This is a genomic window from Candidatus Eisenbacteria bacterium (assembly GCA_026388185.1).
Taxonomy (GTDB): Bacteria; Eisenbacteria; RBG-16-71-46; order JAFGJU01; family JAFGJU01; genus JAPLKG01.
The window spans coordinates 1-21,974 of the sequence record JAPLKG010000003.1 but is presented as its reverse complement, the minus strand read 5'-3'; the positions used below and the strand labels follow the sequence as shown (position 1 = coordinate 21,974).

The 21,974-nt window shown below is 52.8% G+C and carries 17 protein-coding genes and 2 pseudogenes; 18 read left to right on the top strand and 1 reads right to left on the bottom strand.

Features of this window, described 5'->3' with window-relative positions:
* Positions 1 to 94 precede the first annotated feature (94 nt).
* The 16 genes and pseudogenes from NTX17_00935 to NTX17_00860 all read left to right on the top strand — a co-directional run bounded on the left by NTX17_00935 (position 95) and on the right by NTX17_00860 (position 18,663).
* Positions 95 to 637, top strand: coding sequence for a hypothetical protein (locus NTX17_00935; protein MCX5799942.1), 543 nt, complete (start codon positions 95 to 97; stop codon positions 635 to 637).
* A 592-nt stretch (positions 638 to 1,229) separates the two neighbouring features.
* The gene (locus NTX17_00930; GenBank protein MCX5799941.1) at positions 1,230 to 1,589 is read left to right on the top strand and encodes a hypothetical protein; all 360 of its coding nucleotides are present in this window, start codon (positions 1,230 to 1,232) and stop codon (positions 1,587 to 1,589) included.
* A 741-nt stretch (positions 1,590 to 2,330) separates the two neighbouring features.
* A complete protein-coding gene (locus NTX17_00925) occupies positions 2,331 to 3,149 on the top strand; it encodes a hypothetical protein (protein ID MCX5799940.1) in 819 nt (272 codons plus the stop codon).
* Between the two features lie 430 nt (positions 3,150 to 3,579).
* Entirely contained in the window at positions 3,580 to 3,942 is a 363-nt protein-coding gene (locus NTX17_00920; protein MCX5799939.1) for a response regulator, read from the top strand.
* Positions 3,943 to 3,946: 4 nt separating this feature from the next.
* A complete protein-coding gene (locus tag NTX17_00915; protein MCX5799938.1) occupies positions 3,947 to 4,828 on the top strand; it encodes a branched-chain amino acid ABC transporter permease in 882 nt (293 codons plus the stop codon).
* The gene (locus NTX17_00910; protein ID MCX5799937.1) at positions 4,825 to 5,694 is read left to right on the top strand and encodes a branched-chain amino acid ABC transporter permease; all 870 of its coding nucleotides are present in this window, start codon (positions 4,825 to 4,827) and stop codon (positions 5,692 to 5,694) included. The genes NTX17_00915 and NTX17_00910 overlap by 4 nt, the downstream gene beginning before the upstream one ends.
* A complete protein-coding gene (locus tag NTX17_00905; GenBank protein MCX5799936.1) occupies positions 5,691 to 6,446 on the top strand; it encodes an ABC transporter ATP-binding protein in 756 nt (251 codons plus the stop codon). Before NTX17_00910 ends, NTX17_00905 begins: the two co-directional genes overlap by 4 nt.
* A 10-nt stretch (positions 6,447 to 6,456) precedes the next feature.
* Complete coding sequence (locus tag NTX17_00900; protein MCX5799935.1) at positions 6,457 to 7,299, top strand: ABC transporter ATP-binding protein; 843 nt, start codon at positions 6,457 to 6,459, stop codon at positions 7,297 to 7,299.
* Positions 7,296 to 8,429 (top strand): ABC transporter substrate-binding protein, encoded by a 1,134-nt coding sequence (locus NTX17_00895; GenBank protein MCX5799934.1) that lies wholly within the window; start codon positions 7,296 to 7,298, stop codon positions 8,427 to 8,429. The genes NTX17_00900 and NTX17_00895 overlap by 4 nt, the downstream gene beginning before the upstream one ends.
* 397 nt (positions 8,430 to 8,826) lie before the next feature.
* The gene (locus NTX17_00890) at positions 8,827 to 13,158 is read left to right on the top strand and encodes a radical SAM protein (GenBank protein MCX5799933.1); all 4,332 of its coding nucleotides are present in this window, start codon (positions 8,827 to 8,829) and stop codon (positions 13,156 to 13,158) included.
* Positions 13,155 to 14,081 (top strand): hypothetical protein, encoded by a 927-nt coding sequence (locus NTX17_00885; GenBank protein MCX5799932.1) that lies wholly within the window; start codon positions 13,155 to 13,157, stop codon positions 14,079 to 14,081. The genes NTX17_00890 and NTX17_00885 overlap by 4 nt, the downstream gene beginning before the upstream one ends.
* Positions 14,082 to 14,098: 17 nt before the next feature.
* Positions 14,099 to 15,913: a hypothetical protein gene (locus NTX17_00880; GenBank protein MCX5799931.1), complete on the top strand. Its 1,815-nt coding sequence runs from the start codon at positions 14,099 to 14,101 to the stop codon at positions 15,911 to 15,913.
* A gap of 38 nt (positions 15,914 to 15,951) precedes the next feature.
* Entirely contained in the window at positions 15,952 to 16,473 is a 522-nt protein-coding gene (locus NTX17_00875) for a hypothetical protein (protein MCX5799930.1), read from the top strand.
* Between the two features lie 38 nt (positions 16,474 to 16,511).
* On the top strand, positions 16,512 to 18,002 hold the full coding sequence (locus NTX17_00870; GenBank protein ID MCX5799929.1) for a sigma-54 dependent transcriptional regulator: 1,491 nt from the start codon (positions 16,512 to 16,514) through the stop codon (positions 18,000 to 18,002).
* Positions 18,003 to 18,163: 161 nt separating this feature from the next.
* Positions 18,164 to 18,289: pseudogene (locus tag NTX17_00865) on the top strand (integrase core domain-containing protein).
* Positions 18,290 to 18,444: 155 nt separating this feature from the next.
* Positions 18,445 to 18,663: pseudogene (locus NTX17_00860) on the top strand (transposase).
* 268 nt (positions 18,664 to 18,931) lie between these two features.
* Here the strand turns inward: NTX17_00860 and NTX17_00855 are convergent.
* The gene (locus tag NTX17_00855; GenBank protein ID MCX5799928.1) at positions 18,932 to 19,267 is read right to left on the bottom strand and encodes a hypothetical protein; all 336 of its coding nucleotides are present in this window, start codon (positions 19,265 to 19,267) and stop codon (positions 18,932 to 18,934) included.
* Positions 19,268 to 19,417: 150 nt separating this feature from the next.
* Between NTX17_00855 and NTX17_00850 the strand changes: the two genes are divergently transcribed.
* Both NTX17_00850 and NTX17_00845 read left to right on the top strand, forming a co-directional pair.
* Positions 19,418 to 20,497 carry a hypothetical protein gene (locus NTX17_00850; protein ID MCX5799927.1) on the top strand — a complete coding sequence of 360 codons (1,080 nt, stop codon included), beginning with the start codon at positions 19,418 to 19,420 and terminating at the stop codon, positions 20,495 to 20,497.
* A gap of 356 nt (positions 20,498 to 20,853) precedes the next feature.
* A protein-coding gene (locus NTX17_00845; protein ID MCX5799926.1) for an IS3 family transposase occupies positions 20,854 to 21,974 on the top strand; the annotation gives its coding sequence in 2 pieces (ribosomal slippage) (positions 20,854 to 21,106 and positions 21,106 to 21,974; 1,122 coding nt annotated over the 2 pieces). This gene is flagged as partial in the annotation.

Below are 21,974 nucleotides of genomic sequence, written 5' to 3'. Positions count from 1 at the left end.
GATGCGACGCGTTGGCGCTTTGTGCCATACCCTTATTTCTATCCAAGGGGCAGTGCACTGACGAGTTCGCGTAATGGCTGGGAGGACACCACTTTTGGACGATCGGCTCAACAACGAGATGGTGCGATTACGAAGGCTGAAGACCATATTGGATGCGGAATCTGATATCCCTTTGCGCCTAAGAATAGAGGGGCAAAGTCTGGACCTGCGACAGTTCAAGCTGATCATTAAGGGGATAAGAAGCTTGGTGAGCAATCCGGATTCTAACCGGAATCACACGGCCGATGTTTTCGTGATCACTGTCCGCGTTCCATCGGGCTATCCGTGGGTTGCGGTTCCCGACATGAGGTTCATGGCGCCTGTACCCTTTCATCCCCAAATCTGGCCTGATGGAACAATATGTTGGGGACTGGGTTATCCTCAACCCGACTTGTGTGTGGTGGACTGGGTGCGCGGCGTGGTTGAATATCTTCAGTACAACCAAGATATGGAAAGTTTGCTGAAGATCAATGCTCTTTCTCCTGCCAACCGCGCAGCAATGCAATGGTGGACGGCAAACGCAAACAGGATTTCCAAATATGTTCCACCAGTCGACCTGGTTCGTCTTCGATCTTTGATTGACCAAACGCGTGGTTAGGATGCGTTATGGAACTCCATGGTCCCACTTGATGTAACAGAAGAACTCATAAGTGGCTTTTCAATCCAGTCCCTCGGTATCCCGTTCAATCACTTGACTCGTGCAGTGGTACGTAAGAATGGGACTGCGTGGGGAAGTTGGGTTAGAGCCAGATAGGCTTGACGTGAACTTCAGGGTATGTCCCGCATGTGGCAGGGCAATCAAAGAAAATGAAAGATATCACATATGCTCCGTATGTAGTAGAAACTATCACCTGAATCATCATTGCCCTGCTCATCCGACCGCAAAAGTCATAACGATTACGCCTTCGAATACACCGGTTCTCCGGCGCAGCCGTCAGGTGCCAAGTGGAAGACCAATCCAGAGAGTCTGGGTATCTCCGCTCGCGGCACCCGGTATGCAGCATGCCACCGCGCGTCGCCCCGTCTTGTGGCACGCAGAAGCCCCACGTCCCAGAACCCGGGTCAGTCATCTCAAAATGCTCTTGATTGCTGTCTTTGTGTTGGGCGGAGGAGCGGGCTGCCTGTTAGGCAGCGGGCTGTTTACATCCCTGTGGCAGACGTTTTGGGGTACAGTTCTGGTCATTGGTCTTATGAGAGCTGTTGCGCCGATTGTCTATTTCATTACCGACAGAGCAATTGCAGCCTCTCTTACGCAGGCTTTGATCCTAACTACGCCTGCAGTGGTAGCAGGCAGTGCCAGTTTTGACCCGCGAATATTGCTTGCAATACTAATGTCCGCTACTCTCCTGGGTCTGGTCCTGAGGAGGGCACGTTCTTCTTTCAGACGAGTCTTGGCAGCAGTATTTCTGGCAGGTCCGCTGATTGATTACTTCACAGCAATAGCGTTGCATCAAACTCCTTCACTCCAAGCATGGAGCGCCACTCTGATTGGAACCTTTGTTGCAGCGATTGTCTCGGTGATAGTGGGCAGGATCCTGAGCAGAGCTTAGTAGGCCAACTCTCAATCTAACCGCTTAGGGTGTCAGCGGCCAGTGGAAGCGAGCTGCTTTGCGTGGAATTAGAACCGGCCATTTTGACCATCGGGTTTGGGCCATCGATGGAGCGATTGGAGGGGAAAAGCCACTTTGACAGTTTGGCAAGTTTGCTCGCCCCAGGTTCCTGGGATTCATCATGTGGGAGGGATTGTTTCGATTTGTGACCTAGGGCACGACAGGACGACACTACAGGTCAATTGGGAGTGTCGTGATCGGGACTGCTCCAACTTCAAGGGGAGCCTGAGGCTGAGAGGGCAGCGTTTGTTGATTACTTCAGCACCGAGCGCTATCATGGATCGTTGGGCAACGTGATTGCCTATGAAGTCTGCCGCGGGCGTGCTGACAACAAAGACTGCAATGACGATGAAAAGGGACTGTTACAAGAATAAGATGGCTACCACGACAAAAGGCGATCTATTTAAGAAGGGGCTTGCCATTAGAGAAGTGTCTCTTAGAATGGGCCCAGACAAGTTCATCTTCACTTGACGATATACAGTGATCTGAATTGCTCTGAACCGAAGAGAGTCCTCAAGTCGGGAAACGCACTACATGAAGGTAGCCCTATATATCCTTGGATTACTGTTGTTCCTCTGCGCCTCGGGTTGCAGTAGAGATTACCGGGTTCAGGTGGAGAGTAACACTTGTTGGTGCGGTGTTTTCGGCAAGAATTTCGTTCGAGGTTGCGGAAATAGGACAATGGACATCGCGGATTCTACTTGGTCCTGCATACACATTCGAAAGGATTCGAAAGAGGGTTTCCTTAGGGTCAGAGTACTGAGGCGGAATTCGGTGGTAAACAAGCTATCGTCTAGAGGTCAGGTGGTGGCAGGCGATTCCACATCTTCTCCTTACGGTGGGATTACCCTCTGCGGCAAGTGGTTGCAGCGCGGAGACAATACTTATCTTCGCTACTGGCCGGTGTTCGGCTTTTACAAATGGGAGAGCTTTGAAGATGTAAGTGTGGGGCTCACACATCAGGATACTCTGGCGTTCCTTCGTTATGGACGAGCAACATTGCAGGGCACATTCTCGATAAATCCATCCTGGAAGAGAGAGTTTACCGATTTCATCATAAGGAGAGGACAAATTCTGGGATTCAGACTGAGTCGCAAGGCCTCGAACCGTCTCTCTCTTGGCTACTTGACAGGAATTCCTAAACGATACTACTTTCCCAACCTTCCCTTTGAGGGTTCCTTTGTTGTTGAGCGAGATCCTGATCCGGGGAACATCCTCTATCCCGAGATGCTTGGAATGCCTAAGGCGCTGTGGCGATCCAATCGGAAGACTCCAGTGTTATTTCCCTTGGCAGCAGTAGGAAGCGGTAACTTCTACCCAGTCTTGAAGCCACACAACGAATGGGTCTTCATCAGATCCTTACGCGACGGACCTCTCACCCTTGCCACAAACGTGCCGTACGGAGCCAGCTTCCACACCCCGTTTCTGAAAGAACGGATATATGGCAGCTGGGACATCGAGATTTGGCTAATCCATTTGTTGGAAGATGGTTCGCAGTGACGGCACCAGTCGAGGGACCCCCGGGGAGATCGCCGCAGTCTGATCACTGCGTTGAAAGAATGTCCGGTTGTGATATCCTATTCGGACGTGTGTGATGGGCGAGGTGGTCCCAAACTAACTGTGATATTGCGTGCGGTTAGCGCGCGGGAAGCCACATTTCCAGATATCCTAGTAAATCTCTCCACGCTTCGCTGTCATTGGTTTTGGTTGGGAGGGGCGCTACGTCTGACGCTACAGTCTTACAGTGTGACCGAAACGTCACGTTAGGGTGCGAAATTGGCACGTTCATGTATGTCGCGGTCATATCCCTCTTGCAGCAAATCTGCAGGGTGCTCGCTATTTCCTTGGCAATTAATGAATTACGTCGCCTAGGTCAGACAGACCAAGAATTAGTTGAAATGGCACACGCGTTGCAGTAAGGTAGGCCAGTATGAAACTGCTCATTGTGGACGACGTCCAAGAATATCTGAATTCGCTCTCACGCGCACTCAAGAGCGAATACGAAACCATCACGGCTGCAAGTTTTGAGGAAGCTAAACAGAAGATGAGTGCGGAGATCAATCTTGCATTGGTTGACGTGCGTCTTTCGGAGGAGGACCCCGCTAATCGCGACGGCATCTTACTGCTTGGTTGGCTGCATGAGCGATTTCCTAATGTCCCGGTGGTAATGATGAGTGCCTATCGTGACTGGGATGCTGCTACTGATGCTGTGAATCTTGGTGCCGTTCACTACTTGAAGAAGCCGATCAACCTCCAGGAATTGAAGGAAGTCATCCGTACACACGCGAAGTAACACTATGCTCATTCAACTGCTGGCCAACGGCTTCGTCATGGGGTGCTCCTATACACTGGTCGCTCTCGGCTTCGCTCTAATCTACAGCACGACTAGAACATTCCATTTCGTTCACGGTGCCGTTTACACTCTAGCCGCCTACCTATTTTTCACGCTTCACAATCTTTGGCACGTACCACTGATACCCGCGGCCCTGATAGTCATCGTTTTTATCGCTCTGTTTGGGATCGGGATTGAGGAGGCGCTCTATCGGCCGCTGGTCAAGCGCGGTTCCTCGCAACTGATTCAGATGCTAAGTTCGCTCGGTTTGTACATCGTGCTGGTCAATGTTGTTGCGATGCTCTACGGGAATGAGACCAAGGTATTGAACCCCGGGATCCAGGCAACCCACACTATCGGCGGCGTGATTCTCACTCAGATTCAAGTGTGGACCGTGGTCGCTTCTGTAGTGCTTTTTGCTCTGGTCGCAGCGCTGCTACGTTTCTCTCGGTTGGGTAAACTTATTAGGGCGCTGCGCGACGATCCAGAGCTGGTTTCCGCAATAGGTGTGAGTCCTCGGTGCCTGCGCTGGAGCGTCTTAGCGCTCGGCTCAGCCCTGGCCGCGGTGGCTGCAATGCTCATCGGGTCAGATGTCGGGATTGATCCAAATATCGGCATGGCGGCAATCCTGAATGGCGCCGTGGCGGTGATTATCGGCGGAGTGGGTATCTTTGAAGGCGCTGCAATCGGGGGGGTGGCGATCGGTTTGTTGCAGAGTCTCGCGGTCTGGAAGTTCTCGGCTCGCTGGCAGGACATGGTGACCTTCGTGCTGCTTGTCACCTTCCTCTTCTCTCGACCCCAGGGTATCTTCGGCAGCCAGCGTCGGGCGGAAGAGATGGCGAAATGAATTACATCTTGCATATCTTGATCATGATGTCAATCTACCTAATCCTCGCACTTTCGCTCAATCTTATAGTCGGTTTCACCGGCCTGCTCTCGATGTGTCATGCTGCATTCTACGGTATCGGTGCATATATCAGTACGCTTCTGATTATGAACGCTCACATTGGATTTGTACCGGCCTTGGCGCTCGCGGTGATTGGCGCGATGCTACTCAGCTTGACGATTTCGGTTCCGTCGCTACGGCTGAAAGGCGATTATTTTGTCCTTGCCGCTCTTGGCTTTCAGATCATTGTCTTTACCATTCTCTATAATTGGATCGGGTTGACGCGCGGGCCGTATGGCATACCCGGAATTCCGCGGCCAGCCATCCTGGGCCTGGAGTTTGGCTCACTTGGGTTATTCTTGCTCTTGAGCGCAGTGATCGCCGCGATCTGCATCGGACTGCTACATCTGATCGGCAATTCGCCGTTTGGGCGAGTCCTGAAAGCGATCCGGGAAGATGAGATGGCTGCCGCGGCTCTGGGTAAGGACATACCTCGATTCAAAGTAGTCGCATTTGCCATTGGTGCAGGCTTCGCTGCGGTCTCCGGTTCGCTATTCGCCGGCTATATGGGTTACATCGATCCCACGAGCTTCACGCTCATGGAGTCGGTTTTCATCCTCTCGATCATCATAATCGGCGGCACCGGCAATATCGTCGGCCCGCTCATCGGCACCGTCCTGATGATTCTGCTGCCGGAGATTCTGCGTTTTGTCCGGATGCCCGATGCGATTGCGGCCAATGTCCGGCAGATTATCTACGGCCTGTTGATCATCCTGATCATGAGATTTCGGCCTCGGGGACTGCTTGGGGAGTACAAGTTCCAATGACGATCCTCGAACTCAAGAGCATCACGAAATTCTTTGGTGGTGTCTGTGCCGTGGATCATGTCTCAATGGGCTTCCGACAAGGGCGCATCACCGGTCTAATTGGCCCCAACGGCGCAGGCAAGACCACTATCTTTAACCTGATCAGCGGCTTCTTGTATCCTGATGAAGGAAAGACCTGCTACTGCGGGAGTCCAATCACCGGTCTTGCCCCGTGGCAGATTGCCAGGATGGGAATCGGTCGGGCGTTCCAGGATGTTCATCTGTTCATGCGCATGAAGGTGCTTGATAACGTACTCGTGGGATTTCAGAGACAGACGGGTGAGAATCCGTTGATGGCGCTGCTCGCAAGGCCGAAAGTGAACCGCGAAGAGAAGAGTCGTTACGGTAAGACAATGGAGTTGCTCCGGTTCGTTGGCCTGGCTGATAAGGCTGACGATATGGCTGAGAACCTGTCCTATGGTCAGCAGAAACTTTTGTCTATCGCCCGGCTGCTCGCAGCGGATGCGGACGTTATGCTTCTTGACGAACCCACTGCTGGTGTGAATCCGACGATGGTCGGTAGCCTACTAGATGTCATTCGCAAACTCACGCAGAATGGCAAGACGGTCATCTTCATCGAACACAACATGAATGTCGTGATTGACATTGCCGACTGGGTCTATTTTCTTGACGAAGGTCAGGTTACAGCCTTTGGCCAGCCCAATGAAGTGCTCTGTGATCCGGAAGTAAGAAGGGCATACATCGGGATCTGAGGGTGCAAACATGAAACAACCCGCAACGGACAATCCACATTCCGTGACGCCGGACGTCCCTTTCGCCCCACGTCCCTCCTCCCAGGAGATTCTGCGGATCGAGTCCATCCGCGCCGGCTATGGCAAGAAGGAGATCCTTCGCGGCATCACACTTGAAGTCAGCCGCGGTGACCTCCTTGCCCTCATCGGCCCCAACGGTGCGGGCAAATCCACTCTACTGAAAGTCATCGCCGGATTCCTCGAGCCCTCAACCGGCCGAGTATCATTTAATGGCACTGATATCACCGGGTTCTCGGCCCACCAGCGCGCGCGGGTCGGAATCGGCTATTTCATGCAAGGCGGCCGGGTCTTCCCCAGTTTGACCGTGCTCGAGAATCTGCGCACGGCCGGCATATCATTGAACGAGGCTGAACTGAAAAAGAATGTGGAGCAGGTTTTGAAACTCTTTCCGAACCTGAGAGAGATGTTGGGGAAACGGGCCGGCGTTCTGTCCGGTGGGGAGCGACAGGCTTTGGCGCTTAGCATGGTGCTCGTGCGCCGACCGGTGTTAATGCTTCTGGACGAACCTTCGGCCGGGCTTTCCCCGAAACTTGTGCACGAAATGCTTGACAAAGTGACAATAGTCGCCAAAGATTGGGGCACTGCGATTATCATGGTCGAGCAGAACGTGCTAGAAGCGCTCACTGTGGTAGGACATGCGGTTGCTCTTGCCAGCGGTCGGTTAGCCATGGAAACGAAGAGACCCAGCGAGTGGCTTACGAATGGGAAACTGGAACAGCTCTTCCTAGGATCAGCGAACAAACAGTTTGCTGACTCTGGGGAGTCTCTTCTCAAGAAAAGGAGTGGGACGTGAAGAACAAGAAACTGTGGTATCTGGTCGGTGCGACTCTCCTCGTTTTTTGCAGCGCGGTGATTGGCTTGAACTGCACTGGAAAGTCCGGCACCATAAAGGTTGGTGCCATATTGCCCTTAACAGGTCCGACTTCCGACATCGGTGAGTGGCAAAGGAAGGGCATCGAGGCCGCACAAGCAGAGATCAACGAAAATGGTGGTGTGAGTGGTCGGAAGATAGAGGTTTCATTCGAGGACAGTAAGGGTCAGGCGAAGGATGGCGTGACCGCTTTCGGGAAACTCGCAGACGTTGACAAAGTCCCAGTGATCATCTCGGCCCTAAGTTCCGTGGCGAATGCTGTCGTGCCTCTTACCTTGAAGTCACGGATTCCGACAATGCTCATAGCCGTCTCCTACCCCGGGATTACGAAACAAAGCGAGTGGGTCGTACGAGATCATCCAGGCAGCGATGATGAAGCGCTCATAATGGGTGATTTCATGATGCACGCATTGAAGCTGAAGAACATCGTCGCTCTATACTGCAATGATGATTTTGGTATCGGCTCCTTCGAGGCTCTGAAGAGTACCCTTCAGACCTACGGTGGGAACATAGTCTGGTCAGATAGCTATACGTTGGATCAGGGGGACTTCAAGAACATTGCGGCGAAAGCCAAGAGTTACAACCCGGAGGGAATCTACATTATTGGGTATACCAAGGCAGGCGTGCTTCTCGCGAAGCAGTTACGCGAACTAGGTTACAAGGGTATCTTGGCCGCCCCTATGGCCATGTCAATTCCTGCTTTCATTGCGCTCTCTGCTGGTAGCCTTGAAGGGGCGTATTTCACCAGTCCTGCTTTCAGCTTGGACTCCCAGGAACCCGCCGCAAGAGCCTTCATTGAGAGATTCCACAAGATGTACAATAGTGATCCCAATGTCTTCGCCGGCTTCGCGTATGACGGAATGATGATGGTTGCGACAGCTATGAAGAACAAGGGGTATAGTGCCCAAGAGATCAAAGACGGGCTCATGGAGTTGAAGGACTATCCTGGCGCCATGGGGACACTCAGTGTGAGAAGCGATAGGAACATCAAGTTCCCGCTCAGCATCGTGAAACTCGACAAAGGAAAGCTCTCGCCTGCCAATGTGCGATAATCGGAAGCGAAGTGCTCCAAAGGCCGTTGTGCTCCGGGGGACTTCATGACCATGACTAACGTTCTGCCAAGGCGAACGAAACAAGAGAACTTCACATCGTATCCTCCTACAGCCTTCAGAAGAGAAGAGGGACGACGTTTTGCAGGACGGGCAGGTCTCCGATTTCGGAGGAAGGAAAACACGAAGTACTGTCTCTCCGACCGAGCTGCTTCTGGCCGACGCAGTAAGGAACCTTAGCGTGCTCCCGCTGAACCTTTGATGCATCAGTACTTCAGCTTTGCAAACGAGAAACTGAAGTCAGCTAGCCACAAGCGGTTAGCATCCTATCCCGCTCTGAGAGAGGTCAACAGACAGCCCGATCCAGTCTGCAAATGGACACGGGTACGGAAGGAATGGAATGTTAGAAAACGGTCCTTCACTCGATGAAAACTGCACTGGCGGAGCAGCTGAGAGATCTGCAGTACCCGGCAGTATCGGCGATGCGGCTCGAATCATGGCCGGGTACACAAAAGCAAATCTCCGTGTTCTTGATGCCTTTCACATGTTTGGCGTCGGCTGTCCGGCTCGTCTGCGAGTCAACGTGTACCGGGGCTGTGCTTTTCAGTGCAGGTTTTGCTATGTCTGCAATCATCCCCACGAGCCAAGGGTTTTCAGTCGAGACATCGCCAAGTATCTCAAAAAGGATATCGAGACCGCAACAGGTCTGGGCCTGCCCAAACTCCCAGTGATGGTCTCATGTTCAACAGATCCATTTCAGCCTCTTGAGACGGACCACAAATATGCCCTGTCGGTACTGCAGACTCTGGCCCACCATGGCTTCCCGCTGGTGGTCATCACACAGAACCCCCAGATCTTTCTTGACCCTGAATACGCCGCGGTCGCACAAAAGACTCCGCTTGTAGTTGAAGTGACCATTCCATCAATGTCCGCTGGCCCAGCGGCGGAGGGCATCTTCCATAGCGAGGCACCTCCAGCGTCCGAGCGATTCTCGGCCATTGCCGAACTGGTATCGTTGCACGTTCCCGTTAGATTACGACTCGATCCGATCATTCCGAGAATAAGAGATGAGTTGCCAGGACAGACAGTCGAGGACATCCGGGAAGCTGTAGGAAGGTACGCAGAAATCTTCGCGAAGTCCTCTTCAGACGTTAGCGACGAAATGATGGTGATCAGCAACGTGATGACGTTTGACGACGATGTTAAGTACAAGTTGAGGTACTGGAATGACGGTGTAGCTAGTGAGTACTCCACCTTTTTCACGGCCAACGAGAAAGGTGAGCCGCGGCAGAGAAGTGATGGACTCAGGATGCAGGTTCTCAAGAGGGAACTGCAAGAAGAACTGCTTCAACCCGTTGTCGAAGCATGCAGCAAGGCGCAAGTGCCCCTCTGTCCGTGCGTGGCGAATGCTTACTTTTGTGGCAGCAGGGATTGCGTTTTCCCCGCAAAGGATGTTCCACTATCAATGGAGAGCGAGTTGGCTGAGTCGAGGCTCAGGGGGCGAATCAGGACGCGCTTCCCAGCCGCTAGTGTGGAGGAATACGAAAAGCGCTCCCTCGGCGCAGCGAAGCGTTTTCTATGCGAAGACCTGGAGTTTCTGACCTCGTTGTCTAGTGCGGCATTTGCCAGAAGTAAGGCCTTCTTCTCGGGCAGCACCTTTCAGCATGCGATAAGGGAAAGAAAAATCCGCGAGTTCCTCGAAAACCGTGAACTTATTTCTGCCGTCCTGAAGGGGCTCCTAAATCTGGAGGAATCGGAGACATCTCGACTCGACATGTCGATGCCCTGCCCCGTTCTGTACTGGATATTTGCTCCCATCATAAGAATGCTCAATGTGTGTTCAAGAGATAAGGCCAAACCAGACATGATGTGGGGCTCTGTTAATTTCTGGGACCCTCTCACTGAGTCACACTGTGCGACGCAGTTTCTCCAAAGTGACTATTACAAACCTGGAGACAGAATCTTCTTTGGCAGAGTTGTGAGGAATTGGCTATTAAGGCCCGGCAACGATCGTGTTCACACAGTCACCCAGCTTTTTCTGACCGATCCATGGAATAGAAAAATCATTGCTCTGGCCAGAAATCGCAATGTAATACCACCAGAACTTTGTTTACCCCCTGCCGAGGCTTCCGTTGTGTGCCAACTGGAGCTGCCCGAAGTCTACTCTGAGATAGCAGACTGGATGAACAAACACCGGCCCCGATATGAAGCCCGTGATCGAGTTCTTGGTGAAAAGGAGTCGATAGATTCTGTCATGGAATGGTACCTCTCTCCTATTGAGGAGGAAATGGTCTCTCAAGTCTCGGCTTTCTGCACCGAATTCAAGACGAAGCTAAAAGACACGTGCAATCTCCGGATAGAACGAACCGAGGGCGAAGTGAAACGCTTCCTCAGGGTACTGTTGGTTTTCGACCTCGTTGCCCCCGAAGATTGGAAATGGCTAGTTACGTACCCCTGCCTTATCTTCACGGGCACGCCAATTGGAGGGGTTTTTCTTGTGTTACGCGAACGACTCGACGCGCCCGTCGACAGGCTACTTCAGCATATGGTGAGCAGTGTTTTCGCCATACCGCAGGTCATGATCGACAAGCAGAGGGTTCTGGAGCAATCGCTACGTTCCGCTGTCGCCGCCATCATGGCCCGCAACATGTCGCATAACATCGGTAGTCACGTTTTGGCCGGGGTGAACATGAGTGACTCTTCATACGGTAGCTCGATGAAGTTGTTCAGCCGCTATCTTCAGGAGAGGATGGACTTTATTGCGGGAGTTACTGCAGGGTGGGCTGGAACCACGGAGAGCGTCTGGTTCTATGGTGAGCTACTCAACGGATTCTTGCAGAACGTTCCGCTGCTCGACTGGCTTGTCAGAAGTCACGGGTATTCGTGTGGCAACATTCACTTTGTCATGAATGGGCAACTAGCATCAAGGACAATCAATGACGGGAGGAGCGAGCCGATAGCTTGGTACAAGTACTATAGCGAGAAGCAGCCCATTGGGTTAGATGAAGCTCCTGTTGAGGACTTTCTCGTCGGTATCCCTCGAGGAAGGACCGGATGTCACGCTTTCTACACTATATTGGAGAACGTGATGCGGAATTCTGCGAAATACGGAGAGAAAGAAGAAGATCTAAGAGTTTTCATCAACTGCACTTTGGACGAGGAAAAGGGAGGCTGGGGGGTTGAGATTTTCGACAATCTAAGTCCAAACATAGAGCGTGGAGGCAAAGCGCTCGCTGCAAAGATCAACGATATGATACGAAAACCAGTGATTGACGAGACGACAGGGACGCCCAACTACGAGAACATGGGAATAGTGGAGATGAAAGAATGTGCAAGACTCTTAGCAGGGTCATCTGCGGATTCCTTGTATGTACGTGAGGACGCGGAGACGCGGTACTACATTTGGGCGGATGAAGATAGAAAGGATCGGCTTACGTACAAGTTCTACCTGGAGATGCCCAAGAATCTGCTGATTGTGGACCCCAGGGTAAGGGCTGTTCCCGCGAAATTGGGCATCCATAAGGCTGACTCTCAAGGCAGCCTGGCGTCTTCCAACCAATGCTATGCTCTGACCATACTCAGTGACAAAATGGCAAAGAACCAGGAGAGCAAGGCATGGCCTCAATGGTTCTGGCCTTACCGGGTTCTTGATGGATATGATGTCCCGGAGCAGTTCACGAAAGCACAGGTATTGGAGGAAGACTGGAAGGGCTTCATCCTATCAAGCTACAAGGACTGGTTTAAGACTTGGCGAGCGGGAAGACAAGAGAGGAGTGACCTTCCCGAGAGAAAGTATCACATTGTCATTTCCTTCGACGGGAGTGCCCGGGAATCAATCGCGAATCGCTGGCAAGGGATGACTCAATTGGAGGACTTGGTGCATCTCGACGTTGTGCTGACTGATGACGAGTCCAAACTGCTGAAGAAGCTTGCATACTGCTCGGCAGGCGGACAGGTCAACTCTATTGCCGAGCATGTCTGCCGAGGGAATGATGAGACTCTTGTCGTTTATGACAATCATGAAGTATTAAGTAGTGTATTCAAAAACGAAGGTTTCAGCATGGAACATCTGGCCATCCATCATAGCCTGACCGGGGACAGCGAGAAGGCGCTCAAGTTGTTTGCGTTACTGAGCTCACCTCCCAAAGACCCATTCTTGAAAGACTATCTGATCTTGTCGCTGCTTGAGACGGCTCTTGCCAAAGTTCTGGTTATTGATGAGCGAGTTGCTGAGAGTTTCATTGACGCCGGCAAGATCGACAATGACAGGATGGAGCATTTTCGCAAGAACCTTGGGATCTACATTCCCTTGAGCATTGATTTTGATGGTTCCGGCGGTCCGTTGTTTGTTTCAAAACCGGTCGAGAACGCCGTACGTGACTCGGCACTGCAGGAATACCAGTCAGCTTCTCTGCGGAGAAGGGGCTGGGCAGTGCTCAATAGTCTTACTCAGGAAGAAAAGGCCAGAGAATTCGACATCATTGTTATTCACCAGGGGATAGTAGATGAATGGATCGCTCCCCGGGCATCCGAGCCGAAGTGGTATCTGGGAGGTTATGAGACCGGTAGACACGTTGTTGTGACCTCCGGGCGCGGTCCTTTCATCAAGCATGTGCAGAAGGAATGGCCATTTCTCGATTTCTCGGTCATTAAGGCCAATCTGATCGACGACATATCCAAGTACCACTTGGTTAAGGCGCTGACGACAGCCAAGGGTGGACTAGCGCGATGAAGTACGTTGTTATAACCAGGATTTTCGGTATTGAGGTCATGGAGAGGGAGATTCGTGAGCTGCTCGACGGGGCTCTGGTAATAGTCTGGGGACTTGATGAGGGAAATAGGCGGATCTTCACGGATCGGGCCAACTTCGACGACCAGGAGATAGATCGTATTGCAGAAAGAGTTAGCGCCACGTCGGTCGTTTGCATCAGGGGAGATAAACTCCTTAAGAGCGACAAGGTTCGAGATTTTCTGACAAGTTTGCTCGGCGGCGACAAGACGACGGTGAAGGTGGTATGTCATGTCGGAGCGGGGAATACGGTGGACGATGTCGTCCGAGTTCTTTCGCTTCCTGAGGACAGAATTACCGGGAGTTACAGCGGGATTCATTTGGAGCAGTTCAATTACCTTGCCCTTGCAATCAAGCAGGTGGCCCGCGCGACAGATCCCAATGAATTCGAAGCCGCACTGGAGACACTTGACGGCTTCTTTGGGGCAAGGAAGCAAGAGGTCGAGAGCAGAAGACTGTCAATTGCCAAACACCGGATCGCCAGGCTCTTCTATTCGGCGGACCTTGACTTCCAGAGTATGAGTGCATCTCTCACTAAGAACGGTGGGACGACGTTCAGCCCCGATGACTGGTTGAACATTGTTGATCAGTACAGGGATGTCAGATGGCAGAACAGAGTTGACGAGGTGATCAACATACTCAAGAGCATTGGGGTCCCGCTCAAGCAACGTACAAGACTGGAAATGCAGGGCAAGGATTGCATCAACCAACTGCTGAATCACCTCAGGTGCGGCGATGATCGAGCGCTCATGGGCCAGTTACGAAATGGTAATCTGTTGCATGAATGGCTTGCATCTATTGACATCGCCTTGGATGCCCCGATGACCGAAGACGACTCACAGAAGCAGGATCAGGAGTCCGCATAGCAGAAGACGTATAGAGAATGAGTTTTTACCCAGCGAAAATCTTCGTAGTATCTGCGAATGCTTCGCTGACTGCCAGCCTGCGTCGACACCTTCGCCATGGTTCCAGCGTTGAGACGTGTGGCATTCTCGTTTCGGATGATCCTCACGGGGACGTCCTGGGAACATTTAGACAGATCTCCAATGCCCTCGAGAAACATCCAGCGTCCATCCTGCGCAATTCGACTGCGTTGTTGGAGATCGGGTTCTCAGAAGATGAGCTGATCAAACAGAATCTCCTGGTCGAGTCGGGTGATCCGGTCCAGACTCTGGGGGCTATGTTAATCTCAGCCTTTCCCGAGATTCGATGGGTTTTTCCTCGTACTAGCGATCATTTCCAACCCGTGAGCGAGGTGCGGGATGGTTCTGCTACATTGGCTCGACGTCTTCTCTGCGGGGCCGCTCCCATCTCACCTATGTTCGATCCGGAAGGTACGAGGGACGCCCTTAGACAGCAGGTCCTGATTGATGATAACACTCGAGGATTGGTACCTCATTTCGGGGCAATGAAGCGGGATGATATTGGAGCTTCCATTGACGATGAGGAAGCCTATGCGTATCTGCATGCCTACCTTTCATTTCGCTTGGGCTATCGGTGCTACATCGTAACAACTCTGCGGGGGCTATCGTCGTTTCGCGATGATAGACAGATAGCTTCATTTACATTTGAAGATTTCTTCCTCAACTTTCCAGATCGGTCCGGGTTGGAATCGGAGACTTCCCTTCTCGGCGAGAGGGATATCGGGCTTTCCAATTTGGCATACAGGGATGATGTCTATCGAGCGCTGGGACGGGTAACCAGTCGAGTGTTCGTTACTGTCGGACACAGGTACACGATCTGGCATGAACAAAACAGGATGCACATCAAGAAGCTCAAAGCTAGTGGAAAGACAGTAAAGGTGGTTTACAAGCCATGCGCGGGAATGTACCGGCTGCTAGCGCAGAGCGGGCTTCTACGCGATTACTGGAAGCGCCGCAACAGGGAATGGAGCGCCTGCCACCCAACAATTGGGCGGTCAGGCTCACACAGCGCACCCGGGCGGTTGCTGTTCATTGCTGATTCCCTGATCGAGCGCGCCGAGCGAGTCTACGAAACGGCCCAATCCGTTCCCGACTGCATCCATGGAGCGCTTCTCGCTCTTGAGGCACAGGAGCTACTCGGGTACCGAACTCCAACGACCTCGCTGGAGGCGATTGCTCTCCGGCACAAGCTCGAGGTGAAAGCCGAGTGCATGTTTCAAGGGATGGAATACAACATTGACGTCAAGAACAGGTTGCACGAAGTGGAGCAAGAGGTGAAAGCCGGTGCGCGGTGGTTCAGTCCCTCAGTTCGACGACGCTCGGCGCTTAACGCAGAGATGAGCGTCGTCACTGAGATCATGCGGATTTTCAATCACTATGGTCAGTTCGACGAAGAGCAATCCTGCCTGAAGCGGCTGCGGAAGCTGAATCGCGAATCCTATTTTCTCAAACATCCACTGCTGATTTCGCTGCGTCCGATCCGCTGGTATATAGAGACGCTTCTGGCTTCATTCCCGCTGTTTGTCCTTGCAGTGGCACTATGGCCATTGATTCTTGGCATCCTGAGCTGGGCGCTGAAAGCTAACTTCGCGTGTCAACCGAATTGCTCCTATCCGCACATTACCAATGCGTATGTTCTGTTCCTCGGTCACACGCCGGTTGGGCAGCCATTAAACCCGGCAGCGCAATGCTTGACGGTGTTCATATCTCTGATTGGATTCGTCCATCTTGGTATCTTCATAGCGTATCTGTACACACTGGTGTCTCGGAAGTAAACCGGGACATGAGGCGCGCAAAGCAGGAGGAATAAACAATGGTTAGATGCATAAACCTTGTTGGGTGGATTGGCCTGATGTGGGTGGCAATCCTAGCATACGGCCTTCCCTGGCTATTGCTCAAATTGGACCACTGGAGCTTCGTGCAACGCCGAGCTACGTTCGAGGAAGATCTAGAGAAAATTCCCGCCAACGATAAACCTGAGTTCCGAAAGCGGCGGCCGAGCTTCAACCCGATTTGGTTTTTTCGCGTATATCCGGTTATTATTGTAGCCGTGACCGTTTTGATCCTTGGATGGTTTGCCATTTCTATGTTCCCCGCCGTCAGCATGTTGCCGCATCATCCGGCGGCAACGTGTCCGTGCGACTCGACTCAGTTTCGCAGTGTAACGCGAACGATCGAAGGTAAGTCGAGCGTCGAAACAACTACTGTGGCATCTTCCTTCGGGCCACGCAACAACTGGGTGGCGTTAGCTCAATGCATCACGGTGCTTTCGTTCCTTGGTGTTCTGGGCGGATTGAGTTTGGCGGCCATTGCTAAGGCAGTCAAAGACGAATAAGCGGCAATAGATCGATCTGGGACTGTCGGGAATGAAACATGTCAATTTCCATGAATGGATCGAACCTCAAGCTCCTGATAGTAGATGACGATGCGAACCTGACCGCAGCAATGCAACGGGCCTTGCGGAACGACTTCGAGGTCATATGCGCAGCAAATTCGACTCAGGGCCTGGAAGCGCTCGGGCAAAACCCGGATATCGTCCTACTTGATATCCGGCTTGACGAGTCCGAAAACACCACTGGCGTTCAACTGCTGAAAGAGCTCAGACGGTTACGTCCTGAGATTCCGATTCTGATGATCAGTGCTTATGGTGACATGGACACGGCGATTGAATGTATGCGCCTAGGTGCGGTGGACTTTGTGAAGAAACCAGCCGACATTAAGGAACTGAGGCAGCGGTTGAATCGGGCAGTAGAGAATGCCAGAGTCTCGCGCAAGGTCGCCCAACTGGAAGAACGCCTTCGGCAGATTGAGCCATTGGAGTTGATTGGGGAGACGCCGGCAATGCTGGAGGCGAAGCGACTGATTCAACTGGTGGCGCAGGATGGATATGTCACAGTATTGATTACGGGGGAGACGGGAACAGGCAAGGAGATGGTGGCCCGGGCGATTCATCGGAATGGCTGGCGGGCCGCCGAACCCTTCGTACCGGTGGCGATTTCGTCACTCAATCCTAGCATCATCGAAAGTGAATTGTTCGGACATGAAGCGGGGGCGTTCACGGATGCGAAAGAAAAACGTATTGGTTTCATTGAGAAGGCGCGTGGCGGGGTCCTCTTCTTGGATGAGATCGGCGATCTACCGGAACAGCTGCAGCTTAAACTGCTACGTTTTCTCGAAGACCGCTCGTTCACCAGGGCCGGAAGCACTCACGAGATTAAAGTCGACGTTCAGATTGTGGCCGCGACCAACCGCGACCTGATACAAGCCGTTGCCGAAGGGCGAATTCGCAAAGACTTCTACTATCGTCTCAGAAGCGTGGAGATCTCGTTGCCACCTTTGCGCGAACGCCTGAACGACCTGCCTGCTCTCGCCCGCCATCTTCTGTGTCTGTTTGTGCGCCAGGGCCGCACCCGCGTGAGTGACATCGAGGACGAGGCGTTCGAGGTGCTGAAGCAGTTTAGCTGGCCTGGAAATGTCCGTGAACTGAAAGCCGCGCTTGAAAGGGCTGTGATTTATGCTAACCAACGTGGGCAAACCCGCATCAGAAAGGATGATCTGCCGTTGGATGTCTTGCGGGCTCCAGAGACAAAGGCATGTGAATTTGTTAGAACCACCATGGTTGCAGGAAAGACGACGGTTGATCTTGATCTGGAGGTGGCTCGAACTGAGCTGTTCTACGTGGAAGACGCGCTTAAGAAATCGGGTGAGCGCAAGTCCGAAGCCTGGCGACTTCTTGACCTCAATGACCGTTTCGCTCTTCGTCGCCGGGTCCTGGCGCTGCTTGGTAAGTACCCCGAGTTGGCTGGCGAATACCCAACAACCGCGAAGCTTTACGGCAAAGATTGTGGCACCACGGGCACCTAGGGAGTTGCCGTAAGTAAGTGTGCGAGAGATTAGGACAACCGCTTTCACCGTCTCGCTGACTTCGATGAGCTCTTCACGTCCAGGTAACCTTCGACATAGATTAGCTGCGAAGCACATATGTGCTCCCGGAACTCACCAGGGCATTGGTCGTTAAGTCCGCTGTCTCGAAGGTGTTGGATAGATGGGCCTATGAGCATGGCGTCACGATGGGCTTCTCGAGGCCGGGCAAATCCACGGACAATGCGATGATAGAGTCGTTCAACGGAACGTTTCGGGATGAATGCCTGACAGTAGATATTGTTGCATGACCTCTATAGATCGTCAAGCTCAATGAGGCATTCCCCACCAAGAACTAATAGACACTCTCCCTCAATTCTGCCGGTCTAATCGACTGATCTGCTCCCAATGATCTGGACACTCTCAACGCGCAAAATCTCATGTAATGAGAACCTTCCGGGAGGCCCTCATTAAGAAGCGTTCTACGGAGGAGCAGATTGCCTATGCTCGCCGTCAGGCCGAGAGCGATAGGTCGGTCGAGGAGATTCGCCGGCGGTCGGGTATCAGCGAACAGACATTCTACCGATGGAAGAGGAAGTGCGCGGGCATGGGCCTGGGCGAGCTGAGATGGTTGAAGTTGCTCGAGCAGGAGAACAAGAAGCTCGGGAGAGGATCGACCACTGGAGAGAGGAGTACAACGAACTTCGCCCACAGCTCGTGGTAGCGTCAAGCGTTTTGGAGAACTTGACTCCCCAGCAATTTGCCACTAACCTAGAACTTGAAGAGGCTCTCGTGAAATGAGGCTTATGACTCTGAGGGTTGTCCAAGAAAGCGGAGCGACCCAGAGCGTGATATGAGGGAGTAGCATACCGATCAAGAAAACGGAGGCAAGGATGAGTATCAAGGACCTATTTCGGCGGTCACTTCGAAGGTCAACCGAATCCGATCCAACGCAGTCGGGCACATATCAAATCATCGAAAAGGACTTGGGGAAACTCCATGAGCGCCTCAAGCAGGCTGTCACAAGCCGCGATGGCTGCCATATGATGTATGTGATCGATGACTATCGCAAACAGTGTGTCGTATATGATGCCAAAGAGGGACCTTGGTATGATGGAATCTTCGATGGATCCCTGCAGTTTTCTCCGGATGGCAAGCGAATGGCATATGCTGCGCTCGTTGGCAGAAAGAGTGTCGTGGTTCTCGATGGCCAACCTCAGCCGCCGCACGATACCCTTGGTGAGCGGTCTCTGATATTCAGTCCCCACGGAAGCAGGTTCGGATATACCTGCAGCAGGAACAGTAGATGGTCGGCAGTGGTGGAGGGCGCGCCACAATCCTGGCACGAGGGTACAGGGACACTGTTGCTCTTCAGCCCCGACTCGCGACATATCGCATACATAGCCTATGAGGGGGACATGTGCTCCTTGGTTCTTGACGGGCAGATGGGACCCGAATATGACGTCATTGCACAGAACACGATTTCCTTCAGCACAGATGGGGCACGCCTCGGATATGGCGCCAAGAAGGGAAGCAAGTGTTTCATGATCGTTGACGGCAAGCCCATCGCTGAATACGACAACGTTGAGTTCTTTGCCAACACGCCGATATTCAGCCCGGACAGTAAGCGCATCGCCTACGGCTTCGGTGCAGGCGACAAGAGGTATATGGTGATTGATGGAATAGCCGGCCCCCCATTCGATAGCATCGGCTCATTGGAGTTCAGCTCTGATAGCAAGCGTGTTATCTACGCCGTCAGGAAAGGTGAGAAAGACTACGTCATAACAGGTGGCGTTCCAGGCCCAGCCTGCGAGGCTCTCGATTCTCTATCATTCAGTCCAGACGGCAAGCACATAGCATACGTTGCGAAAATCAACGGAAAAGAAACCGTCATCCTCGACAACGAGGCGCAGCAGCAATATGACGGCATTGGCAAGGACACACTCGCTTTCAGCCCCGACAGCAGCACCATGGCCTTTATGGCTCGACGAGGCAACACGTGTCTCATTGTTGTTAATGGCAACGAGGACGAGAGTTGTGACGGCATAGTGCAAGGATCATGGCTTTTCGGACCCACAGGTCATCGGTTGGCGTACGTCGGATCCCGGGGTGAGGAACATTTCGCGGTCATCGATGGGACGCCCGGCCCTGTATACGACAACATACCTTCCGATTCTCTGCTTTTTAGTCGAGATGGTCAACGAGTGGCATATTCGGCCTGCAAGAATGGGAGATGGCGAGTTGTGCTGGATGGCAGCGAGGGACCGCCCTACAACGGGATAGAACGTGGCTCTCTCGTATTCAGCCCTGATGGCGACCATCTGGCGTACGGCGCTTATCCGGGCAAGAAGCTCACAATCGCATTGGATCATGTTCCCGGGAACGAATATGATGGTCTTGTGATGAACGGACCGAGCTTTGTCGGCGTCGACACTCTCGAGTTTCTTGCCTTTCGCAACAAGCACTTTTTCAGGGTTCAATATGAACTACGTCGATAGGGGCTGCTCAGATGACAGTTCCTCCTTTTGCACGATGTTCACAAAACTAGCAGGTGAAGCAACGCAGCAAGCCTCTGACTCGGCATTTGGAAATCCTTTCATCCTCCTCATGCTCTTTCTCATGGATCTTACGTTGTTATTCCTCGTCATTCAGACCTTGCGCCCCTTGATTATTGGAGGACGGTTGAGTGCGCTGCTGGACGCAGATATGTGCCTGAACCGGGTCACTGGCCATCCCCGCGGTAGAGCCGTCATCCTTGCAGGGGGAGGCCCAGAGGACGTCCCCCCACAAAGATGGTCCACTGATAATGTGAGTTTTCTGGCAAAATCTCTGTCTCTGGAAGGGGGTTTTGTCCATGAGGAAGTCGAAGTTTACGGAGGAGCAGATTGCGTTTGTTTTGCGTCAGGCTGAGACGGGGACTCGAGTGGTGGAGGTTTGCCGGAAGGTGGGGATCAGTGAGCAGACGTTCTTTCGGTGGAAGAGGAAGTACGGGGGGTTGGGGATTTCGGAGCTCAGGCGTTTGAGGCAGCTGGAGGAGGAGAACCGTCGGCTGAAGCGTATGGTGGCGGACCTGAGCCTGGATAAGCAGATGTTGCAGGATGTGCTGTCAAAAAAGCTCTGAGGCCAGCCCAGAAGCGAGAGCGCGTGGAGCATCTGCAAGAGGCGTATCGGGTGAGTGAGCGGCGGGCATGTGCGGTGGTGGAGATATGGCGGGCGTCACATCGGTACAGGTCACGCAGGAGAGACGATGTGGCTTTGCGGATGCGGATTCGGGAGATTGCGGAGACGAGGGTCCGGTACGGATATCTTCGCATTCATGTCTTGCTACGGCGTGAGGGCTGGTGCGTCAATCACAAGCGGGTGTATCGGATCTACCGCGAGGAGAGTCTGAACTTGCGCCGCAGACGTCCCCGTCGACATGTGACGGGGAGCCGTCGGATGGATCGGCCCGTGGTGGAGTATCCAAACGCGTGTTGGAGCATGGATTTTGTCGTGGACAGTCTTTTCAATGGTCGGCGGTTTCGGGCGTTAACGGTAGTGGACAATTATAGTCGTGAGTGCCTGGCGATTGAAGCCGGACAAAACATCACGGGAGCGGAAGTCGTCGCGGTCATGCGGCGGCTCGTGAAGAAGCGAGGCGTTCCTGATCGCTTACGATGCGACAATTGGAGTGAGTTTATTTCTAAGGTTTTGGACAAGTGGGCCTATGAACATGGAGTCACGATGGATTTCTCTAGGCCCGGCAAGCCCGGTGACAACGCGATGATCGAGTCATTCAATGGAACGTTTCGGGATGAATGCCTGGACGTGAATTGGTTCTTGTCAATGGAGGACGTTCGAGAAAGAATAGAGAGGTGGCGCGAGGAGTATAACATGTTTCGACCTCATAGCTCGCTCGGTGATTTGACGCCACGGCAGTTCGCCGAGCAGTTCGCTGTGAGCTCGCAAGGTCAGAAAACTCTACTTTTGGCTGGA

Bases quoted from the DNA above. Each gene is read 5' to 3' on its own strand.
- NTX17_00905 (MCX5799936.1), top strand. From the start codon at position 5,691: ATGACGATCCTCGAACTCAAGAGCATCACGAAATTCTTTGGTGGTGTC.
- NTX17_00930 (MCX5799941.1), top strand. From the start codon at position 1,230: ATGAGAGCTGTTGCGCCGATTGTCTATTTCATTACCGACAGAGCAATT.
- NTX17_00870 (MCX5799929.1), top strand. From the start codon at position 16,512: ATGTCAATTTCCATGAATGGATCGAACCTCAAGCTCCTGATAGTAGAT.
- NTX17_00850 (MCX5799927.1), top strand. From the start codon at position 19,418: ATGTGCTCCTTGGTTCTTGACGGGCAGATGGGACCCGAATATGACGTC.
- NTX17_00920 (MCX5799939.1), top strand. From the start codon at position 3,580: ATGAAACTGCTCATTGTGGACGACGTCCAAGAATATCTGAATTCGCTC.
- NTX17_00925 (MCX5799940.1), top strand. From the start codon at position 2,331: ATGGACATCGCGGATTCTACTTGGTCCTGCATACACATTCGAAAGGAT.
- NTX17_00880 (MCX5799931.1), top strand. From the start codon at position 14,099: ATGAGTTTTTACCCAGCGAAAATCTTCGTAGTATCTGCGAATGCTTCG.
- NTX17_00900 (MCX5799935.1), top strand. From the start codon at position 6,457: ATGAAACAACCCGCAACGGACAATCCACATTCCGTGACGCCGGACGTC.
- NTX17_00910 (MCX5799937.1), top strand. From the start codon at position 4,825: ATGAATTACATCTTGCATATCTTGATCATGATGTCAATCTACCTAATC.
- NTX17_00890 (MCX5799933.1), top strand. From the start codon at position 8,827: ATGTTAGAAAACGGTCCTTCACTCGATGAAAACTGCACTGGCGGAGCA.
- NTX17_00885 (MCX5799932.1), top strand. From the start codon at position 13,155: ATGAAGTACGTTGTTATAACCAGGATTTTCGGTATTGAGGTCATGGAG.
- NTX17_00875 (MCX5799930.1), top strand. From the start codon at position 15,952: ATGGTTAGATGCATAAACCTTGTTGGGTGGATTGGCCTGATGTGGGTG.
- NTX17_00915 (MCX5799938.1), top strand. From the start codon at position 3,947: ATGCTCATTCAACTGCTGGCCAACGGCTTCGTCATGGGGTGCTCCTAT.